The 16,395-nt window shown below is 32.5% G+C and carries 12 protein-coding genes; 3 read left to right on the forward strand and 9 right to left on the reverse strand.

Going from position 1 to position 16,395, the window contains the following annotated elements; all coding sequences use genetic code 11:
- Positions 1 to 7: 7 nt before the first annotated feature.
- From LPB87_RS11110 to LPB87_RS11145, 8 genes are all read right to left on the reverse strand, one after another.
- Positions 8 to 1,621: a CTP synthase gene (locus LPB87_RS11110; RefSeq protein WP_129537731.1), complete on the reverse strand. Its 1,614-nt coding sequence runs from the start codon at positions 1,619 to 1,621 to the stop codon at positions 8 to 10.
- 593 nt (positions 1,622 to 2,214) lie between these two features.
- Complete coding sequence (locus LPB87_RS11115; protein ID WP_129537729.1) at positions 2,215 to 2,628, reverse strand: DUF4190 domain-containing protein; 414 nt, start codon at positions 2,626 to 2,628, stop codon at positions 2,215 to 2,217.
- A 177-nt stretch (positions 2,629 to 2,805) separates the two neighbouring features.
- Positions 2,806 to 3,096: a hypothetical protein gene (locus LPB87_RS11120; RefSeq protein WP_230727930.1), complete on the reverse strand. Its 291-nt coding sequence runs from the start codon at positions 3,094 to 3,096 to the stop codon at positions 2,806 to 2,808.
- A 19-nt stretch (positions 3,097 to 3,115) separates the two neighbouring features.
- Positions 3,116 to 3,352, reverse strand: coding sequence for a DUF3820 family protein (locus tag LPB87_RS11125; protein ID WP_086894244.1), 237 nt, complete (start codon positions 3,350 to 3,352; stop codon positions 3,116 to 3,118).
- Positions 3,353 to 3,539: 187 nt separating this feature from the next.
- Positions 3,540 to 5,468: a glucosamine-6-phosphate deaminase gene (gene nagB, locus LPB87_RS11130; RefSeq protein ID WP_230727931.1), complete on the reverse strand. Its 1,929-nt coding sequence runs from the start codon at positions 5,466 to 5,468 to the stop codon at positions 3,540 to 3,542.
- A gap of 41 nt (positions 5,469 to 5,509) precedes the next feature.
- Entirely contained in the window at positions 5,510 to 6,892 is a 1,383-nt protein-coding gene (locus LPB87_RS11135) for a sugar MFS transporter (RefSeq protein ID WP_129537726.1), read from the reverse strand.
- Positions 6,893 to 7,074: 182 nt separating this feature from the next.
- A complete protein-coding gene (locus LPB87_RS11140; RefSeq protein ID WP_129537725.1) occupies positions 7,075 to 7,950 on the reverse strand; it encodes a sugar phosphate nucleotidyltransferase in 876 nt (291 codons plus the stop codon).
- A gap of 27 nt (positions 7,951 to 7,977) precedes the next feature.
- The gene (locus LPB87_RS11145; protein ID WP_230727932.1) at positions 7,978 to 9,054 is read right to left on the reverse strand and encodes a galactokinase family protein; all 1,077 of its coding nucleotides are present in this window, start codon (positions 9,052 to 9,054) and stop codon (positions 7,978 to 7,980) included.
- A 403-nt stretch (positions 9,055 to 9,457) separates the two neighbouring features.
- Here LPB87_RS11145 and LPB87_RS11150 point away from each other — a divergent pair, with 403 nt between their 5' ends.
- Complete coding sequence (locus LPB87_RS11150; RefSeq protein WP_230727933.1) at positions 9,458 to 10,498, forward strand: substrate-binding domain-containing protein; 1,041 nt, start codon at positions 9,458 to 9,460, stop codon at positions 10,496 to 10,498.
- 1 nt (position 10,499) lies between these two features.
- On the opposite strand, the gene LPB87_RS11155 is transcribed toward LPB87_RS11150, so the two are convergent.
- Positions 10,500 to 11,150, reverse strand: coding sequence for a sugar-binding protein (locus LPB87_RS11155; RefSeq protein WP_230727935.1), 651 nt, complete (start codon positions 11,148 to 11,150; stop codon positions 10,500 to 10,502).
- A gap of 173 nt (positions 11,151 to 11,323) precedes the next feature.
- On the opposite strand from LPB87_RS11155, the gene LPB87_RS11160 reads away from it, so the two are divergent.
- Together LPB87_RS11160 and LPB87_RS11165 are read left to right on the forward strand one after the other, a co-directional pair.
- The gene (locus LPB87_RS11160) at positions 11,324 to 12,547 is read left to right on the forward strand and encodes an FN3 domain-containing metallophosphoesterase family protein (protein ID WP_230727936.1); all 1,224 of its coding nucleotides are present in this window, start codon (positions 11,324 to 11,326) and stop codon (positions 12,545 to 12,547) included.
- 766 nt (positions 12,548 to 13,313) lie between these two features.
- Positions 13,314 to 16,394: a TonB-dependent receptor gene (locus LPB87_RS11165; RefSeq protein WP_230727938.1), complete on the forward strand. Its 3,081-nt coding sequence runs from the start codon at positions 13,314 to 13,316 to the stop codon at positions 16,392 to 16,394.
- Position 16,395 lies beyond the last annotated feature (1 nt).

The following is a 16,395-nucleotide window of genomic DNA, read 5'->3' on the forward strand; positions in this document are numbered from 1 at the left end:
ATACGTATTATTTTTTGTGAGCTGTTACTGCAGCAGCTACAAAATTCACAAAAATAGGGTGCGGATTGGCAACTGTACTTTTGTATTCTGGATGATATTGTACTCCGATAAAAAATGGGTGATCTTTTAACTCTACAATCTCTACCAATCCTGTATCTGGATTTACTCCTGAAGCAATTAATCCTGCTTTTTGTAATTCATCTACGTACTGACTGTTATATTCATAACGGTGACGGTGACGCTCAGATATAGTTGTTTTGCCGTAAATTTTATATGCCAATGAATCTGGTGTAATATCACATTTCCATGCTCCAAGACGCATTGTTCCTCCTTTATCAGTTACTGTTTTTTGCTCTTCCATCAAATTCACAACTGGATGAGCGGTATTCTCATTCATTTCTGTTGAATTTGCATCTGTATATCCTAAAATATTACGAGAATATTCGATTACTGACATTTGCATTCCAAGACAAATTCCGAAAAACGGAACTTTATTTTCACGTGCATAACGTACTGCTTCAATTTTTCCTTCTATTCCTCTTTCTCCAAAACCTGGAGCAACAAGAATTCCGTCTAAACCTTTTAATTTTTCTTCTATATTGTCTGCATTAATATGCTCAGAGTGTATAGAGACTACATTTACTTTGGTTTCGTTTGAAGCTCCTGCATGAATAAATGCTTCTAAAATTGATTTGTAGCAATCTTGCATTTCTACATACTTACCGATCAAACCAATATTAATTGTATGCTTTGGATTTTTTAATCTTTTTAAGAACGTATTCCAGTTTTTTAAATCCGGAGCTGCTTTTTTAGGTAAATCCAATTTCTTTAAAGCAACTACATCTAATCCTTCTTCAAGCATTAAATTAGGCACTTCATATATTGTAGATGCATCGATTGACTGTATTACAGCTTCTCTCTTAACATTACAAAACAAAGCAAGTTTGTTACGTAATTCATCTGAAAGTTCATGTTCTGTTCTGCAAACTAAAATATCAGCTTTGATACCGCTTTCCATTAAAGTTTTCACAGAGTGTTGTGTTGGTTTTGTTTTCAACTCTCCCGCAGCAGCTAAATAAGGTACTAACGTTAAGTGAATAACAATTCCGTTATTTTCTCCTAATTCCCATACCAACTGACGAACTGACTCGATATAAGGCAATGACTCTATATCTCCTACTGTTCCACCAATTTCTGTAATAACAATATCATAATCACCAGATTTACCTAGCAATTGCATTCTATCTTTAATCTCGTTGGTAATATGAGGTACTACTTGTACCGTTTTTCCAAGAAACTCTCCTCTTCTCTCTTTTTCAATAACCGAAAGATATACTCTACCAGTAGTTACGTTATTAGCCTGCGATGTAGGAACGTTAAGAAAACGCTCGTAATGCCCTAAATCCAAATCGGTTTCAGCGCCATCATCAGTCACATAACATTCTCCGTGCTCATACGGATTTAATGTACCCGGATCTACGTTTATATACGGGTCAAATTTTTGAATAGTTGTGCGATAACCTCTTGCTTGTAACAATTTTGCTAAAGATGCTGCGATAATCCCTTTTCCTAATGAAGAAGTCACACCACCTGTAACAAAAATATATTTCGTTTGATTCATTCTGTTGTTGTTTGTATTGTAGTTGTGTAAAAAACGTGGCAAAAGTACAAATTAAATTGGACAAATTGTCAATTAGATAATTAGATAATTTTCATTTTTTCAAACAGAACGTTTAGTTGTTTCCGTAATTCATAATTTTTCTTTTCAAATAGACCCCATTTTAATCAATCTATTTATTCAGTCTTAATTTTTATATTACAACTAAGTTATAAAATGAAAAAACAAAAAATATAGAACTGCAAATGATATCAAAAGTCAATACTAACTTAAAATTAGAAAAATTAATTGTTTTATTAATGACCAAACGAGCCAATAATTGAATTAGAAAAAATAAAAAAATTTTTAAGCTGTAGGCATTGTAAGCAATTGCCTGCTTGAAGTTAAAATTCAGAATTTGAGAAAAGGCCCTTGTTAAGCCACGGCTTTTACAATAGCTTATTGGCATACCTTCGCAAGTAGAGCGTATTCCAAAATTCAAAAAGGTTGACAAATAGGAATAAAAAAAGATAAACATAATTAATATAATAAAAATTAAGTTTATCTTTTTATAAGAATCTATTCCATAAGAAGTTTTTATTTCCAAAGAATATATATTATTTCTCTACTTCTACTTTAACCGTGTCTATTGTTACTTCTACACTATTTTCTAGAGAATCTTGTAGTTTTTCCGTTTCAGCATTTATAGAATCTAAAGCTTTACCGATCTCATCTTTATGAGACACAACAGCTGACCCAATTGTTCCTACAACAACTAACATCCATATAATAACAAAAGCTGTTGCAACTATTCCTAGTATCAAACCTGCTTTTGGCATTGTCGTAGGAGCATTTTCTTTTTTTGCTTGCGATAAGCCTATTGCTCCAAAAATGATAGCTAGTACTCCAAAAAGTATTGCAATTAAACCGAAACAAGGAATAAATGCAGCTATAGCCGCTACAATTCCTAATACCAAAGCAGCAATACCCATTCCTTGACCTGCATTCGACGAACCTAAATTATTTTCCATATATTTTATATCTTAATTATTACAAAAATAGAAAAACACTTATGCTAAAAACTAAGAATAAAGCAAAGTTATTAACAAATAAATGATTACTAAACCTATTTAGACTTTTAGACCACTTAGACATGTTAAATTATAAAACCTTAAAATGAAATATCAAAATCGCAATTTTTACTAATCTCACTCCATTAATAATCCGAGAATAAAACTATAAAATAAAGAAAAAACAACCGCAAGTAATAATGCTATGATCCCTAAAATAAAGCTTACTTTTGATAATGTAGTTGAAGTATTGTTACTTTTTGCCTGAGACATTCCTATTGCTGAAAAAAATATTGCTAAAACCCCACCAATTATGGCTAGTATATCAATGCAAGGTATAAAAGCAACTATAATAGACACTATTCCTATTACTAACGCTGCAATACTCATACTTTGGTCCACATTTGACTGCTGAAAATTATTCTCCATGTCTTTTTTTGTTAATTTATTATTTTAAAGGCTTGGGATATTGTTTTTTGATATTTCTAATCAACTCTTCTAAACCGTTAAGTTTTAATTCATACACAAGTGCTAATTGCTGCCCTAATTCACCATTAGGAAATCCTTTATTATGATACCAAACAACATAATATTCAGGTAAATCAATAAGAAAACGTCCTTCGTATTTCCCGAAAGGCATTTTAGTGTGAGCTAATTTTATGAGAAGTTTTTTGTCTTGTTCCATTTTTTTTAAGAAAAAAGAAGCAAGAAAAAAGAATATGAACTTATTCTCTCTTCTTGCTTCCATTGAATGCAAAGCTATTATTATTTCAATAACTTTTTTATTTTTTTTTTGCCACAGATTTCAAAATAGCATACAGTATCAGTTACAGTTTACAGACTGACTGCTTACTGAGACTAAAAACTGAAATCTAATAGTGCCATCTCACGAAAGCTTCCATAGCTGCGTAACGCGATAAACCTAATTGGTTGTATAATTCAGCAGTTTCAGCATTTCTGTCTTCAGCTCTTTGCCAAAACTCACGTGCATCTGATCCTTGAAATACAACGCCATCTTTTTGTGATTGGTGCTTAAAGATTCCGTGTCTTTTTGCTAGTACCTGATCTGGACTCATTGGCACTGCCATTTCTACTTCGTCAATTCCCCATTCTTGCCAAGCTCCACGGTATAACCATAACCAACAATCATCCATGAATGGGTTTGGTTTTAATCGTTTTACTGCTTCAAAAATTGCATCCAGACATACTTTGTGTGTTCCGTGTGGATCAGCTAAATCTCCTGCAGCATATATTTGATGTGGTTTGATTTTTTCGATTAAATCCATTGTAAGTTGAATATCTTCTTCTCCAATTGGTTTTTTCTCGATTGTTCCTGTTTCATAAAATGGAAGTTCCATAAAATGAATCTGTTCGTCTGGCAAACCAACAAAGTGACTTGTTGAGCGTGCTTCTCCTTTTCTGATTAATCCTTTTATATAACGAACTTCTGGAATATCAATCTCACTATTCTTTTTATTTGTTAAGAATGTTACTGCTTTTTGGTAGATATTCTCTGCTTCAACACTTTTGATTCCAAATTTCTCGTTGTAATCGGTAACGAATCTTGCAAATCGCAATGCTTCATCATCTGCTACAGCAATATTTCCTGAAGTTTGATAAGCAACGTGTACTTCATGTCCTTGTTCTTGCAAACGCATGAATGTTCCTCCCATACTAATAATATCATCATCTGGATGCGGACTAAATATCAATACTCTTTTTCTTGCTGGCTCAGCTCTTTCAGGTCGTTTGGTATCATCTGCATTTGGCTTACCTCCTGGCCATCCAGTAATGGTGTTTTGCAACTTATTAAATATCTTTATATTGATATCATAAGCAGGTCCTGAATCGGCTAATAAATCGCTCATTCCGTTTTCGATATAATCGGCATCGGTTAGCATTAGAATTGGTTTCTTTAAATCTAAGGCTAATCCTAAAACGGCTTTACGGGTTAATTTATCTGTCCAAACAATTTTCTCTACTAACCATGGTCTGTTGATTCTCGTTAGTTTTGATGATGCTTCTTTATCTAAAACAAAAACAACATTGCTGTGTTCTTGCAAAAATGATGCAGGAATTCTATTGGTAACTTCTCCTTCTACAGATTTTTTTACAACCTCTGCTTTTCCTTCTCCCCAAGCCAGAAGAATAACTTGCTTGGCTTCCATTATCTTTTTTACTCCAAGTGTAATAGCTGTTCTTGGTGTATTGTTTAATCCAAAAAAGTCTTTACTTGCCGCAACTCTTGTTATATGATCTAATGCTACTAATCTTGTTTTTGAGTTTTGTAATGAACCCGATTCGTTGAATCCGATGTGTCCATTGGCTCCAATTCCAAGAACTTGCAAATCGATACCTCCTAAAGCTTCTATTTTTGCTTCGTAATCTGCACAATAATCCGCTATTTCTTCTTTTGATAATTGTCCGTCTGGAATATGATAATTTTCAGGTAAAATATCTACTTGATCCATTAACAATTCTTTCATGAATCGCACGTAACTATTTACAGAATCTGGCTCCATTGGATAGTATTCGTCCAAGTTAAAAGTGATTACATTTTTAAAGCTCAATCCTTCTTCTTTGTGTAAACGTACTAACTCAGCGTATAAACCTTTTGGTGAAGACCCTGTAGCTAATCCTAAAACACATGATTCATTATTCTCTTGTTTTGACTTGATAAGTGTTGCTATTTGCTTTGCAACTGCTTTAGATGCCTCGGTTGAATTTTCAAAAACCACCGTGTCAATGTTTTCGAATCTTTTTTCGAAACCTGTCGCCTTATCTATGGAACTTTTTAACATTATTCGCTTCTTTTTATATTTACTTAAATTATTTATCTGTCTTAATTGCGAGACCAACTTCTGTATTTATGCCCTTTGTATGCAAAAAATATAATCATCAAATAGCAAGGCACTAACATTAAATACGCTATCTGGTTTCCGCTTTTAGCCGTTTTAGCCACTCCGTTTGCTAGATTAGCAGTATTAATACTTTCAGCCCAAGCTCCATATATAAGAGGAAAGATTGCTCCTCCTATAATACCCATGATTAAAATTGCACTTCCTATTTTGGTATATCCTTTTAGATCTTGTAATGCCATTGGCCATATTGCTGGCCAACAAAGTGCATTTGCAAGTCCCATTAATGCTACTAAAATTATAACTACTGGAATGTCAGGAATTCCCGAAAACTGAACGGTTATTTCTGGCGATATAACAACTATTAAAATTACTAAAATTAATCCTAAAATTCCAGACGCTTTTAAAGCAGTAACTTGCGAAAGATATTTTGGTATTAATGTAATTCCTAGAATATACCCTACTACCATTGCAGACATTGTAAATGAGGTTAATTTTAAATAGAAATTACCATCTTTACCATACACTCCAAGTTCTTTTCCGAATCCTCCGATTGAATCTCCTGCCAAAACTTCGGCAGCTAAATATAACATCAAAGTAATAACTCCTAGAACTAATTGTGGGTGTTTAAAAGCATTTTTTATTTGTTTAAAAATACTCAAATTCATTACATCTCCTTCTTCATCCAAATCAATTTCTGGTAGTGGAGACAACTTAACTAAAAGTGCCAAAACCAAAATAACTAATCCCATATAAAGATAGGGCGTTTGCAATTGTAATGTCAGCAAATTTAAGGCTTCTGTTTTAGAAACTTCATCTAAAAGCGCAATTTTCTCTGCTGTGTAGTCTTGCATATTTGACAACACCAAAGCCGTTAGAGCTAATGGTGCTATAAATCCTGCTAATTTATTTGCAATTCCTAATACACTAATTCGCGCAGCCGCACTTTCTCTTGGACCGATAACAACTACATAAGGATTTGCAGCGGTTTGCAAGATTGCCAAACCTGTTCCCATTGTGAATAATGCTATCAAAAAGAAAACATAAGTTCTTGTTGCTGCTGCTGGATAAAACATAAAAGCACCTATAGCGATTACAATTAAACCAAGCGAAACTCCATTTTTATACCCCACTTTCTCTATAACCCAAGATGATGGAATTGCCATAACAAAATAGGCAATATAAAAAGCAAATGTTACAAAATAAGCTTGAGAAGCAGTTAGCTCACAAGCTAACTCAAAAAAAGGAATTAAAGGTCCGTTAAGCCAAGTAACGAATCCTAGAATAAAAAATAATGCGGTTAAAATAACCATAGGAATAATTGTACTCCTTTGATCTATACGTATTGCACTTTCAGTCTTTGACATAATTTTTTTCTGGTCGATGGTTAATAGATTTAGTAGTTTTTTCAATCTAAAATAGCATCAACACTTTCCTGTTTTTTGCAAAACCACAACAAATAGTTGCGTTTTTTTTGCAATGATACGACAAAAGTAGCTCAATAAGTTCTTCTTATTCCTAAATTAGATATGAAATTTTTGTTAATTTTTTATGCTTCCCAATTTAACTGTGGGTAATGTTTTTTAAGATATTCTTTTACTTCAGCAATATCTTCTTTGGCAGTTAAATCTGGAACATGCTCTGAGAAAGGGATCCCTAAAGTAGTGTTGGGATTATCTTTTATTGCATTTAAAAGTACAGTTGGCAATTCTTTTTCGTCTCTCTCTGGATGAACTGGACAGTTTTTTAGATATGGATACAACATTGCTCCATCAAATTTAAAAGCATTCATACTTACTCTTAATTTTCCTTCAGAATCTTTATAGTTTTCTAAATCATCTGCCGTTGGCTTTTCTAGTATATCCAATAATTGGTTGTTCGCATCAAGTTTAGCAATTGCAAAACGCGAAATTCTCTCAGATGGAAACTCTAAAGCATCACGATCATAACCTATAAAAGCGTTTAAACTATTTGTTTCTCTTAAAGCTAACAAAGCTGCTGTAGAATATAAATTATCACTATTACAAACGGAGTAACTTTTTGAGTTCATTTCTGGAAATTGTTCTATCGCTTGAAATAAAGCATCAGCTGTACCAAATGGTTTTACTCTATCGTTTGGAATATACTGAACTGCAAATGAAATATTCAAACCATGGAAATCATTATCCTTATCTTTATTACCATAAAACTCTTTAAACAATTCTCCTTGCTCTCCTATTATGATGATGATATTTTTATATCCTGCTTTTTTTGCATTTAGCAAAAGATAATCTAGCAAAGGTCTTCCGTTTGGACCAACTCCAATAAGTCCTTTACTTCGCTCGTTTGCTTGAGCTATTTCTTCTTCGGTTAAATTATTCAATACAACTTCCTTTTTCATTCGAGAAGATGCACCGCCTGCTAAAATAATTAAATTGTCATGCATGTTTTATTCTTTAAAATTTTAATATTATTATATTATTCTTGCTCCTGGATCTACACTTACAGTATATGCTTCTTTTGCTCCTGCTGCCAATATTGCTGCTACAACTTCAGCTTCTTTTTTTGGATCTGCAATTACAACAATACTTCCTCCTCCTCCTGACCCAACAATCTTTGCTCCATAGGCTCCTGCGTGTAATGCAGCGTTTATCATGTCGTCAATTTTTGGCACTGTTATTTTTAATAAATCCCTTAAAACTGCATGGTGTAGATTCATTAATTCACCAATTCTCACCAAGTCAAGCGTTGGTTTTTCGAATTCTTTTAGAGCTTCTCTTGTGTAATAGTGATTTTTTATAGCAGCTTCAAAAAACGGAATTAATCTATCTGGCAGATAATTACTATATTTATGTATATCTACAATTTCAGTTTTATGCAAATCAAAACTTCTAAAATTCCGTTTTACAATATCAATTGCTAATAAAGCATTGCCTTTTAATTCTCCAATTAATCCTATTGTTTCTTTTGGAACTCCAGAAACTCCTGTAATTAAACCTTTTAATTCTGTCCCAATTATATTATATGAAAATGGAACACTTGTATTAATATGAACAATATTTCCTACTCCAATACTAAAATGATCCATCATTCCGCCTGGCTCTCCATGCTCCAATACTTCAGAAGCATATCCCATTTGTGCAATAAATTCTGGTGTAACATCACAATCAACACCATATGAAGTTATAAGAAAATTAATCCAAGCAATTAATAATGCCGATGAACTTGAGGTTCCTGAGTTAATAGGAATATCTCCTGTTATCGTAATATCGTACCCAACAGTAGGAACACAACCATGCCTTCTTAAAACTCGTAATGAAGAAGCAAAATAATCACGTGGCTCCAATTCTTCAAAAGTCGCATTGATATCGATAATTCTGACTTGATCAATATCGACCATGTTTAATTTAAAAACTGAAGTCTCATTTTGCACTGCTGTTAATTCTATATTTCTATTTATTGCACATGCTATAACTGGTAATCCTAAATAATCTTGATGATCTCCAAAAAGGCAAGTTCGCCCTGGTGCTAATGATATAATTTTCTTCACTTTTAAAATATATTAAGACAATGTAATTCTTTAATTACACTGTAATTAGTTTACGAAACAGGCTTTTATTTTATTTTTAACTTTACGAAACTAGATATTAAATTTTAATTAACCTAAGAAAAAATAAAAAATGTGCTCGAACACACTTAAATTATGTTATCGAGCACACGTATTTATATACAGATAAAAATTGCTTAACTTGTTCCTGGAAATTATTAAGATATTTACGATATTTAAAATAAGAATATCTAATTTTATATTTTTGTTTTATATTGAACTAATTTCATACATTAACTTCTTATGTCGTTAATTCAAAAACTTCATTACGAATACAAAAACCTTTTCTTTTTGTAAATAAATCAGAAAAAAAACAAACACAAAGTTTTTATATATTTGCCTTCTTATGGATAAAAAGTATACAATTAAAGATATTGCTAAATTAGCAGGAGTTTCAAAAGGTACTGTAGATAGAGTTTTGCACAAAAGAGGAAAAGTTTCCCCTTTGGCGCTAGAAAAAGTAAATGAAGTTTTAAATGTAATTAATTACGAGCCTAATCTTATTGCCCGAAATCTCAAGAATAATAAGATCTATCGCATTTGCATAGCTTTACCCGATCCTGAAATCGACCCGTATTGGTCTCCTTGCATTAAAGGAATAAATGATGCAATACAAGAGTTTAAAGCATATAATATACTTGTAGAAACGTTTTATTTTAATCCAGAAAAGACAAAATCATTCACAAGTATTACTGAGGTCATTATAGAAAAAGCACCAGACGCAGTTTTGCTAGCTCCATTATTCCATAAAGAAACATTAGAAGCTATAAAAAAATACGATTCTTTAAACATTATAGTTAACACATTCAATAATCAAGTAGAATCTACATTAATTAAGAATTTTGTCGGACAAGATTTATTTAGAAGTGGCCGCGTAGCTGCTAAATTATTAAATACCATACTAGACAAAGGCCATATTGCAATTATACATATTGACGAAACGTATAAGAATGCAATTCACATGCAGGAAAAAGAAAGAGGTTTCAAAAATTACTTTAGCGAGAAAGAAACTCCAGGCTACAAGATTACGACACTAAAATTAAAAAGCCCAAATGTCGAGTTAGGCCTAAAAAACTTTATTATTGAAAACCCCGACTTATCTGGTGTTTTCATTACTACATCTAAAGCCTATCAAATAGCAAAACCAATTAGCGAAATTAAGGATAAAAAAATCAGAATAATTGGTTACGATTTAATCGATGAAAATGTGAACAATCTAAACTTGGGTGTAATTGATTTTTTGATTCATCAAAATCAGAAAAGACAAGCTTACCTTGGTATAACTTACCTCATAGAACACTTTCTTTTCCACAAAGAAACACCAGCAGTTACACTTTTACCAATCGACATCATCAACTCTGAAAATGCTGACTTTTATCTGGAATAATTTATTCCTTCAAGATTAAGATTCCAAACGAAGATGAAATATGAAAATTAGGTGTTTCAGTAACAGGATTCACCCAAGTTATCCAAGTTGGTTCATAATCATGTCCATCTGTTTTAGAATACTTGGCTCTAAAAATACCCGTCTCGATTTGGTTATTCTTTATTAAATCAAACTTCTTTAAGGATGCAATACGTATTGCACCTTCTATCACAAAACAATCTTTATCTACAGATGATTTAACTACTAAATCATCTTTTGGCCAGGACCAATCAAAATTAAAATTCTTATCAGGATAGGCTATAAAATCCATTACCCTAGCTTTAGCATCTATTTCCATACAATAATACGGATTAAGCGAACTGTCTGGTCTAAAAAACAACTCTACCCTATCGGAATTATTGATACTATCAATACTATCGTCTTTCCCTTCTATATGAATTTCGGAATCATATACTGTAAAACAAAAAAACAATTGCTCCTCATCCCATAAGGCTTTAAACTCAATTCGGGAAACTGTTTTTGAATCCCAAGGCGAGCAAAAATCATCCAGAACAATTGCTTTATTCCATAAATCAGAATCGCCCTTTCCTGATACAATCAATTGATTTTTGGGTATTAAATTCACCACGTAATTCTTAACATCCTCGTTCATATCATTCTTAAATTATCGTTTTAGCACAATCATTACAATAATACAAAAAATAATGTGCACGAACACATTTTACAAAATATTCTTTGTTTAATACAATATAATTGATAGTTTCGTTACCATTAACACCAAATAAAATCATTTAGAAACTACAAATAACCAAATTTTTATCTTTTATGAAAGAAGAAAAAAACTCCCGTCGTTCCTTCTTAACGAAGACTATTGCTGGTATTTCAGGATCAGTTATAGCAACAGGCCTACCTTTATCTGCTTTAGCATCAACCCAAAATATTGAAGTACCAGACTCTAAACACGATTTTTTAACAAAACCTTATCTGCAAGCTCCCACCAATGATGGCATTACCATAATGTGGCTCACTAACCAGCTTTGCTTAAATTGGATAGAATATGGTGAAACCGAAAAACTAGGAACAAAAGCCGAACAATGCACACACGGTATGATGAATACCAATTCTAGAATTAATACGGTAACATTAACGAACCTTAAACCAAATACTAACTATTTCTACAAAGTTTTCTCGAAACAAATTGTAGATTTCCGACCTTATAAAATTACATTTGGAGACACTATAAGTAGTGAAACCTATCCTTTTAAAACCCTCAACCCTAAAGAAAAAGAAGTCAGTTGGTTGGTTTTAAATGACATTCACGATCGTCCAGAATCTTTTAAAGAACTAATAGAACTTAATCAGAATAAGCCTTACGACTTTGTTTTTCTTAACGGAGACATGTTTGACTATCAAACAGATGAAAATCAAATTATCAACCACTTACTCAATCCGTGTAGTTTATTTTCGACTGAAAAGCCTTTTATGTTCGTAAGAGGAAACCACGAAACTAGAGGCAAATATTCTAGAAATCTATTAGACTATTATTACAATTATGATAAGAAAGAATTTTATAGTTTTAAAATGGGACCTGTTTTTACAATTGTTTTAGATACTGGTGAAGATAAAAAAGATTCTCACCCCGTATATGGCGGAACTGTTAATTACGATTCTTATCGCGAGGAGCAAGCTATTTGGTTAGAGAAACAAATGAAATCTAAAGCTTTTAAAAACGCTCCATTCCGTGTAGTAATGATGCATATCCCACATTATCACTCTGATGAAGAACATGGAACAACCGAATGCCGCAGATTGTTTGGCACTTTATTTGAAAAATACAAAATCGATTTATTTATTGCAGGACATACCCATGAATACGGAATCTTTGAGCCAAGCAAAGAGCACTCTTATCATTTTGTAATTGGTGGTGGGCCAGAAACAGGAACAAGAACTCTAATACGAATTGATGCCAACCCCGAAGTTTTAAATCTACAAATGCTAAATGATTCAGGTAAAGAAATTGGTTCAATTACACTTAATAACAAAAGATAATTTTTTTTTCAAAATAACGCATTATAATTTCTTCCATATTCGGCTATTTCAATTAAAAACATTCTCCTTTCTCTTTTCATTTCTAATTGAGATTAGAAAGAAAAACTTCTCTAGATTCAAGTAATAAAACCTTTAAATAAACACAAGTATTTAAAGGTTTATTTAATTCATTGATTAAATCGAAAAAAACACTTCAAACATATAGCTCCTAAGATCGATATTGATACTATATTATTATTTTATTAACAGTTCTATTATAAATTATCCGACATTCAATTAAATCATTTTATAAAAATTTGATAATTTTTTCAGCAATCTTTTTCCTTATTCCCTCATCTAATAATAATTATCTGCAAAATTCTTGTTTTTACTCAAATAACTAGGCGCCTATTTTTTAGTAATAAACTAGAATTTTATTACTAAAAAAACATTTTCAATAAAAAAAATGTGCTCGAGAACACAAATATTGTGTGTTCGAGCACATTTTTTGCTGTTTTCCTTGTTTAATAAAAATTAAATATATAGTTTCGTCATATCTTAAAAAATAAAACACAATTTATGTTAAAAAATAACCTCTAAATAAATAAGAAAAAGTGTGTGATTTTAAGCTCAGAAAAGATGATTTCCTAAAATAATTAATAGTCAAGAAGTATATAGAATAACGATTTTCATTTAAGGCGATAATACCTTAAATCGATTATAATAAAAATGAATACCAGTTAACACAACACAAAACAAATTATTAACCAAACACATTTTTAAGAGTATGAAATTATTAATTAAAAAAAAGCCTAGAGACTTATGGTTTAACAGACCATCTAGGAAGGAAATCAAATTAACAATTCTTTCATTGTTCGCTTTGACTTTTCAAATTTCAACAGCTGCTCCATCAAAATCAAATAGTTCAAACACAATTGATTTAGCACTTGTACAAAAAATTGTAAAAGGAAAAGTTACTGATGCTTCGGGACTACCTCTCCCGGGAGTAAACGTCCTAATTAAAGGAACTACCATTGGGGTACAAACAGATTACAATGGTGAATTTGCCATTGAGGTTGCAGCTAACCAAACAGTATTGGTTATTTCTTATATGGGAATGCAAGAACAAGAAGTAACAATCGGAAAAGACCCAATTGTTGTTACTCTTAAGGAAGCAGGAGAAGTAATGGACGAGGTCGTTATTGTAGGTTACAGCAAAATTAAAAAAGAAAGTCTTACTGGTGCTTTACAAACCATTAATAATAAAAAACTAATTGACGCTACTACTCCAACTGTTGAGAACTTACTATCTGGTAAAGCAACTGGGGTATATGTAAGTTCTGGTAACGGACAACCTGGTGATGTTGGAAAAATAGTTATTCGTGGAAAAACTACAGTTAACGGAAGTACTGACCCACTATGGGTAGTTGATGGTGTTATTGTAGGTAGCGGTTCTGGAAATGTGAATCCTGCTGATATCGAAACGTTAACGGTTCTTAAAGATGCTGCATCTACAGCTGTATATGGTTCTCAGGGAGCAAACGGTGTAATTATTGTTACTACAAAAAGTGGTAAAAGCGGTAAAGCAACCATTAATGCTTCTATTAAGACTGCTGCTACAACTGTTAACTCAGGAAATTTTGACATCATGAACGGTTCAGAATTATATGATCTATATGATTCATTTCCAAACAAACAAGAATTCAGTAATGCTTGGTGGTGGACTCCAGAATTAAGAAATAAAAATTACGACTGGTGGAAAAATGCAACAAAAACAGGTATTGCAAGAGATTTTAACCTTTCGGTTAATGGTGGTAGTGATGTGTTTAAAAGCTATGTATCTCTTGGAGTATATGACGAAACTGGTGCTGTAAAAGGATATGATTACACTCGTTACAACTTACTTCTTAAATTTAGTTATAAACTAAATGATTGGATTACTATACGTCCTCAAGCAAATATTACTCGCTCTGAAACTGAAGACAGACAGCATTCTGTAGGCGCTATGTATGGCAATATGCCTTGGGATAGTCCATATTTACCTGACGGAACTTTGGTAGGTAATCAACCTAACCCAACTTGGGTAAATACAACAGGTTCTAACTATTTGTACGATTTACAATGGAATTATGCCGAATCTGAAAGATATAGTGTTAGAACTAACCTAGACTTTGATGTTAAACTAAATAGCTGGTTAACATTTACTTCTACAAATAACTATATTTTTTCAAACTTTAATTCAATGGCCTACGCTGATCCAAGATCTTCAGAAGGGTTATCTGTAAAAGGAAGAATTACTGACAAAACTAGTAGCAATAATAGACTATATAGCAATCAATTATTCAAATTCAACAAATCATTTGGTGCTCATGCTATAAATGCAGTTGCTGGATACGAATGGAATGAATATAAAGGCAAAAATACTGAAGGAATTGCAACCGGAATACCTCCTGGATTCATTGTTCCAGACGCTGCTACAGTTCCTGAAAAAGTTCGTGGTGGAAGATCAGAATGGGCTGTACAATCTTTGTTAACCAACATCAATTATACTTATGATGATAGGTATATGGCACAATTTTCTATCCGTCGTGATGGGGCTTCTAATTTTGGAGAAAATGCTAGATATGGAAATTTCTTTTCTATCAGTGGTGGTTGGAATATTCATAAAGAGAAATTCTTTAAAGCTCATTACATCAACAACTTAAAACTTAGAGCTAGTTATGGTTCAGTAGGAAATAGACCAACAAACTTATATCCTCACTTGCCATTGTACTCTGTATCTACAGGATATAATGAAAACCCAGGTGCTATTATCTCACAAATAGGAAACCCTGATTTGAGCTGGGAAAAAACTTTTACGACAGGCTTTGGTTTAGATGTAAGTTTTTTAAACAGAGTGAACATAACATTAGATTATTATGACAAAGATACCTCTGGTTTATTATACGAAGTACCACTACCTGGAGTAATTGGAGTAACTAGCATTTGGAGAAATGTTGGTGCTGTAAATAATAAAGGTTTTGAGGCATCTATAAATGTTGATATCATTAAAAATGAAAATTGGAAATGGAATGTAGATGCTAATATTGGAATAAACAAAAATAAAGTAACAAGCCTTTACGGAACAAAACAACAAATTATTGTTGGTGACGGAACTGGTATTGCTGGTTCGGCATCTAAATTATTAAAACCAGGAATGGATGTAGATACTTGGTATCTTCCTGAGTGGGCAGGCGTAAATTCTGACAACGGAAAACCAGAATGGTATAAAACCGATGCTACAACTGGAGAACGCGTTAAAACGTCAAGCTACGGTGAAGCATCAAAAAATCCTATTGCTGCAGGAGCTTACACTCCATCTTATTTTGGAGGTTTTTCGACTACTTTAAATTATAAAAACTTTGATTTTGGAGCTACATTCACGTACTCTGTAGGTGGTAAAATTTATAACTATGCTCGTGCCGAGTTTGATTCAGACGGAGCTTATACAGATCGTAACCAAATGAATCTTCAGAGTGGATGGAGCCGTTGGGAAAAGAAAGGCGATATTGCTACTCATCCACAAGCTGTTTACAATAATTCAAGCAACTCTAATAAAGCATCAACACGTTTCTTAGAAGATGGATCATACCTGAAATTAAGAAGTGTATCATTTGGATATAATCTATCTATTGAGCGCTTGAATATATCAAATCTTAGAATATTTGTATCTGGTGAAAACCTGTTTACATTAACCGATTTCTCAGGTGTTGATCCAGAGATACCGCCACATGAACTAAGAAATGGTACAAGATCGATAACTGGAGTTTCAACTTCTGTATATCCTCAATCACGCCGATTTGTATTAGGTTTTAATCTTACTCTTTAAA

It is taken from the genome of Flavobacterium sp. EDS (genome assembly GCF_020991525.1).
In the GTDB taxonomy this organism is placed as follows: Bacteria; Bacteroidota; Bacteroidia; order Flavobacteriales; family Flavobacteriaceae; genus Flavobacterium.

Bases quoted from the DNA above. Each gene is read 5' to 3' on its own strand.
- LPB87_RS11110 (WP_129537731.1), bottom strand. From the start codon at position 1,621: ATGAATCAAACGAAATATATTTTTGTTACAGGTGGTGTGACTTCTTCA.
- LPB87_RS11115 (WP_129537729.1), bottom strand. From the start codon at position 2,628: ATGGAAAATAATTTAGGTTCGTCGAATGCAGGTCAAGGAATGGGTATT.
- LPB87_RS11120 (WP_230727930.1), bottom strand. From the start codon at position 3,096: ATGGAGAATAATTTTCAGCAGTCAAATGTGGACCAAAGTATGAGTATT.
- LPB87_RS11125 (WP_086894244.1), bottom strand. From the start codon at position 3,352: ATGGAACAAGACAAAAAACTTCTCATAAAATTAGCTCACACTAAAATG.
- nagB (WP_230727931.1), bottom strand. From the start codon at position 5,468: ATGTTAAAAAGTTCCATAGATAAGGCGACAGGTTTCGAAAAAAGATTC.
- LPB87_RS11135 (WP_129537726.1), bottom strand. From the start codon at position 6,892: ATGTCAAAGACTGAAAGTGCAATACGTATAGATCAAAGGAGTACAATT.
- LPB87_RS11140 (WP_129537725.1), bottom strand. From the start codon at position 7,950: ATGCATGACAATTTAATTATTTTAGCAGGCGGTGCATCTTCTCGAATG.
- LPB87_RS11150 (WP_230727933.1), top strand. From the start codon at position 9,458: ATGGATAAAAAGTATACAATTAAAGATATTGCTAAATTAGCAGGAGTT.
- LPB87_RS11155 (WP_230727935.1), bottom strand. From the start codon at position 11,150: ATGAACGAGGATGTTAAGAATTACGTGGTGAATTTAATACCCAAAAAT.
- LPB87_RS11160 (WP_230727936.1), top strand. From the start codon at position 11,324: ATGAAAGAAGAAAAAAACTCCCGTCGTTCCTTCTTAACGAAGACTATT.
- LPB87_RS11165 (WP_230727938.1), top strand. From the start codon at position 13,314: ATGAAATTATTAATTAAAAAAAAGCCTAGAGACTTATGGTTTAACAGA.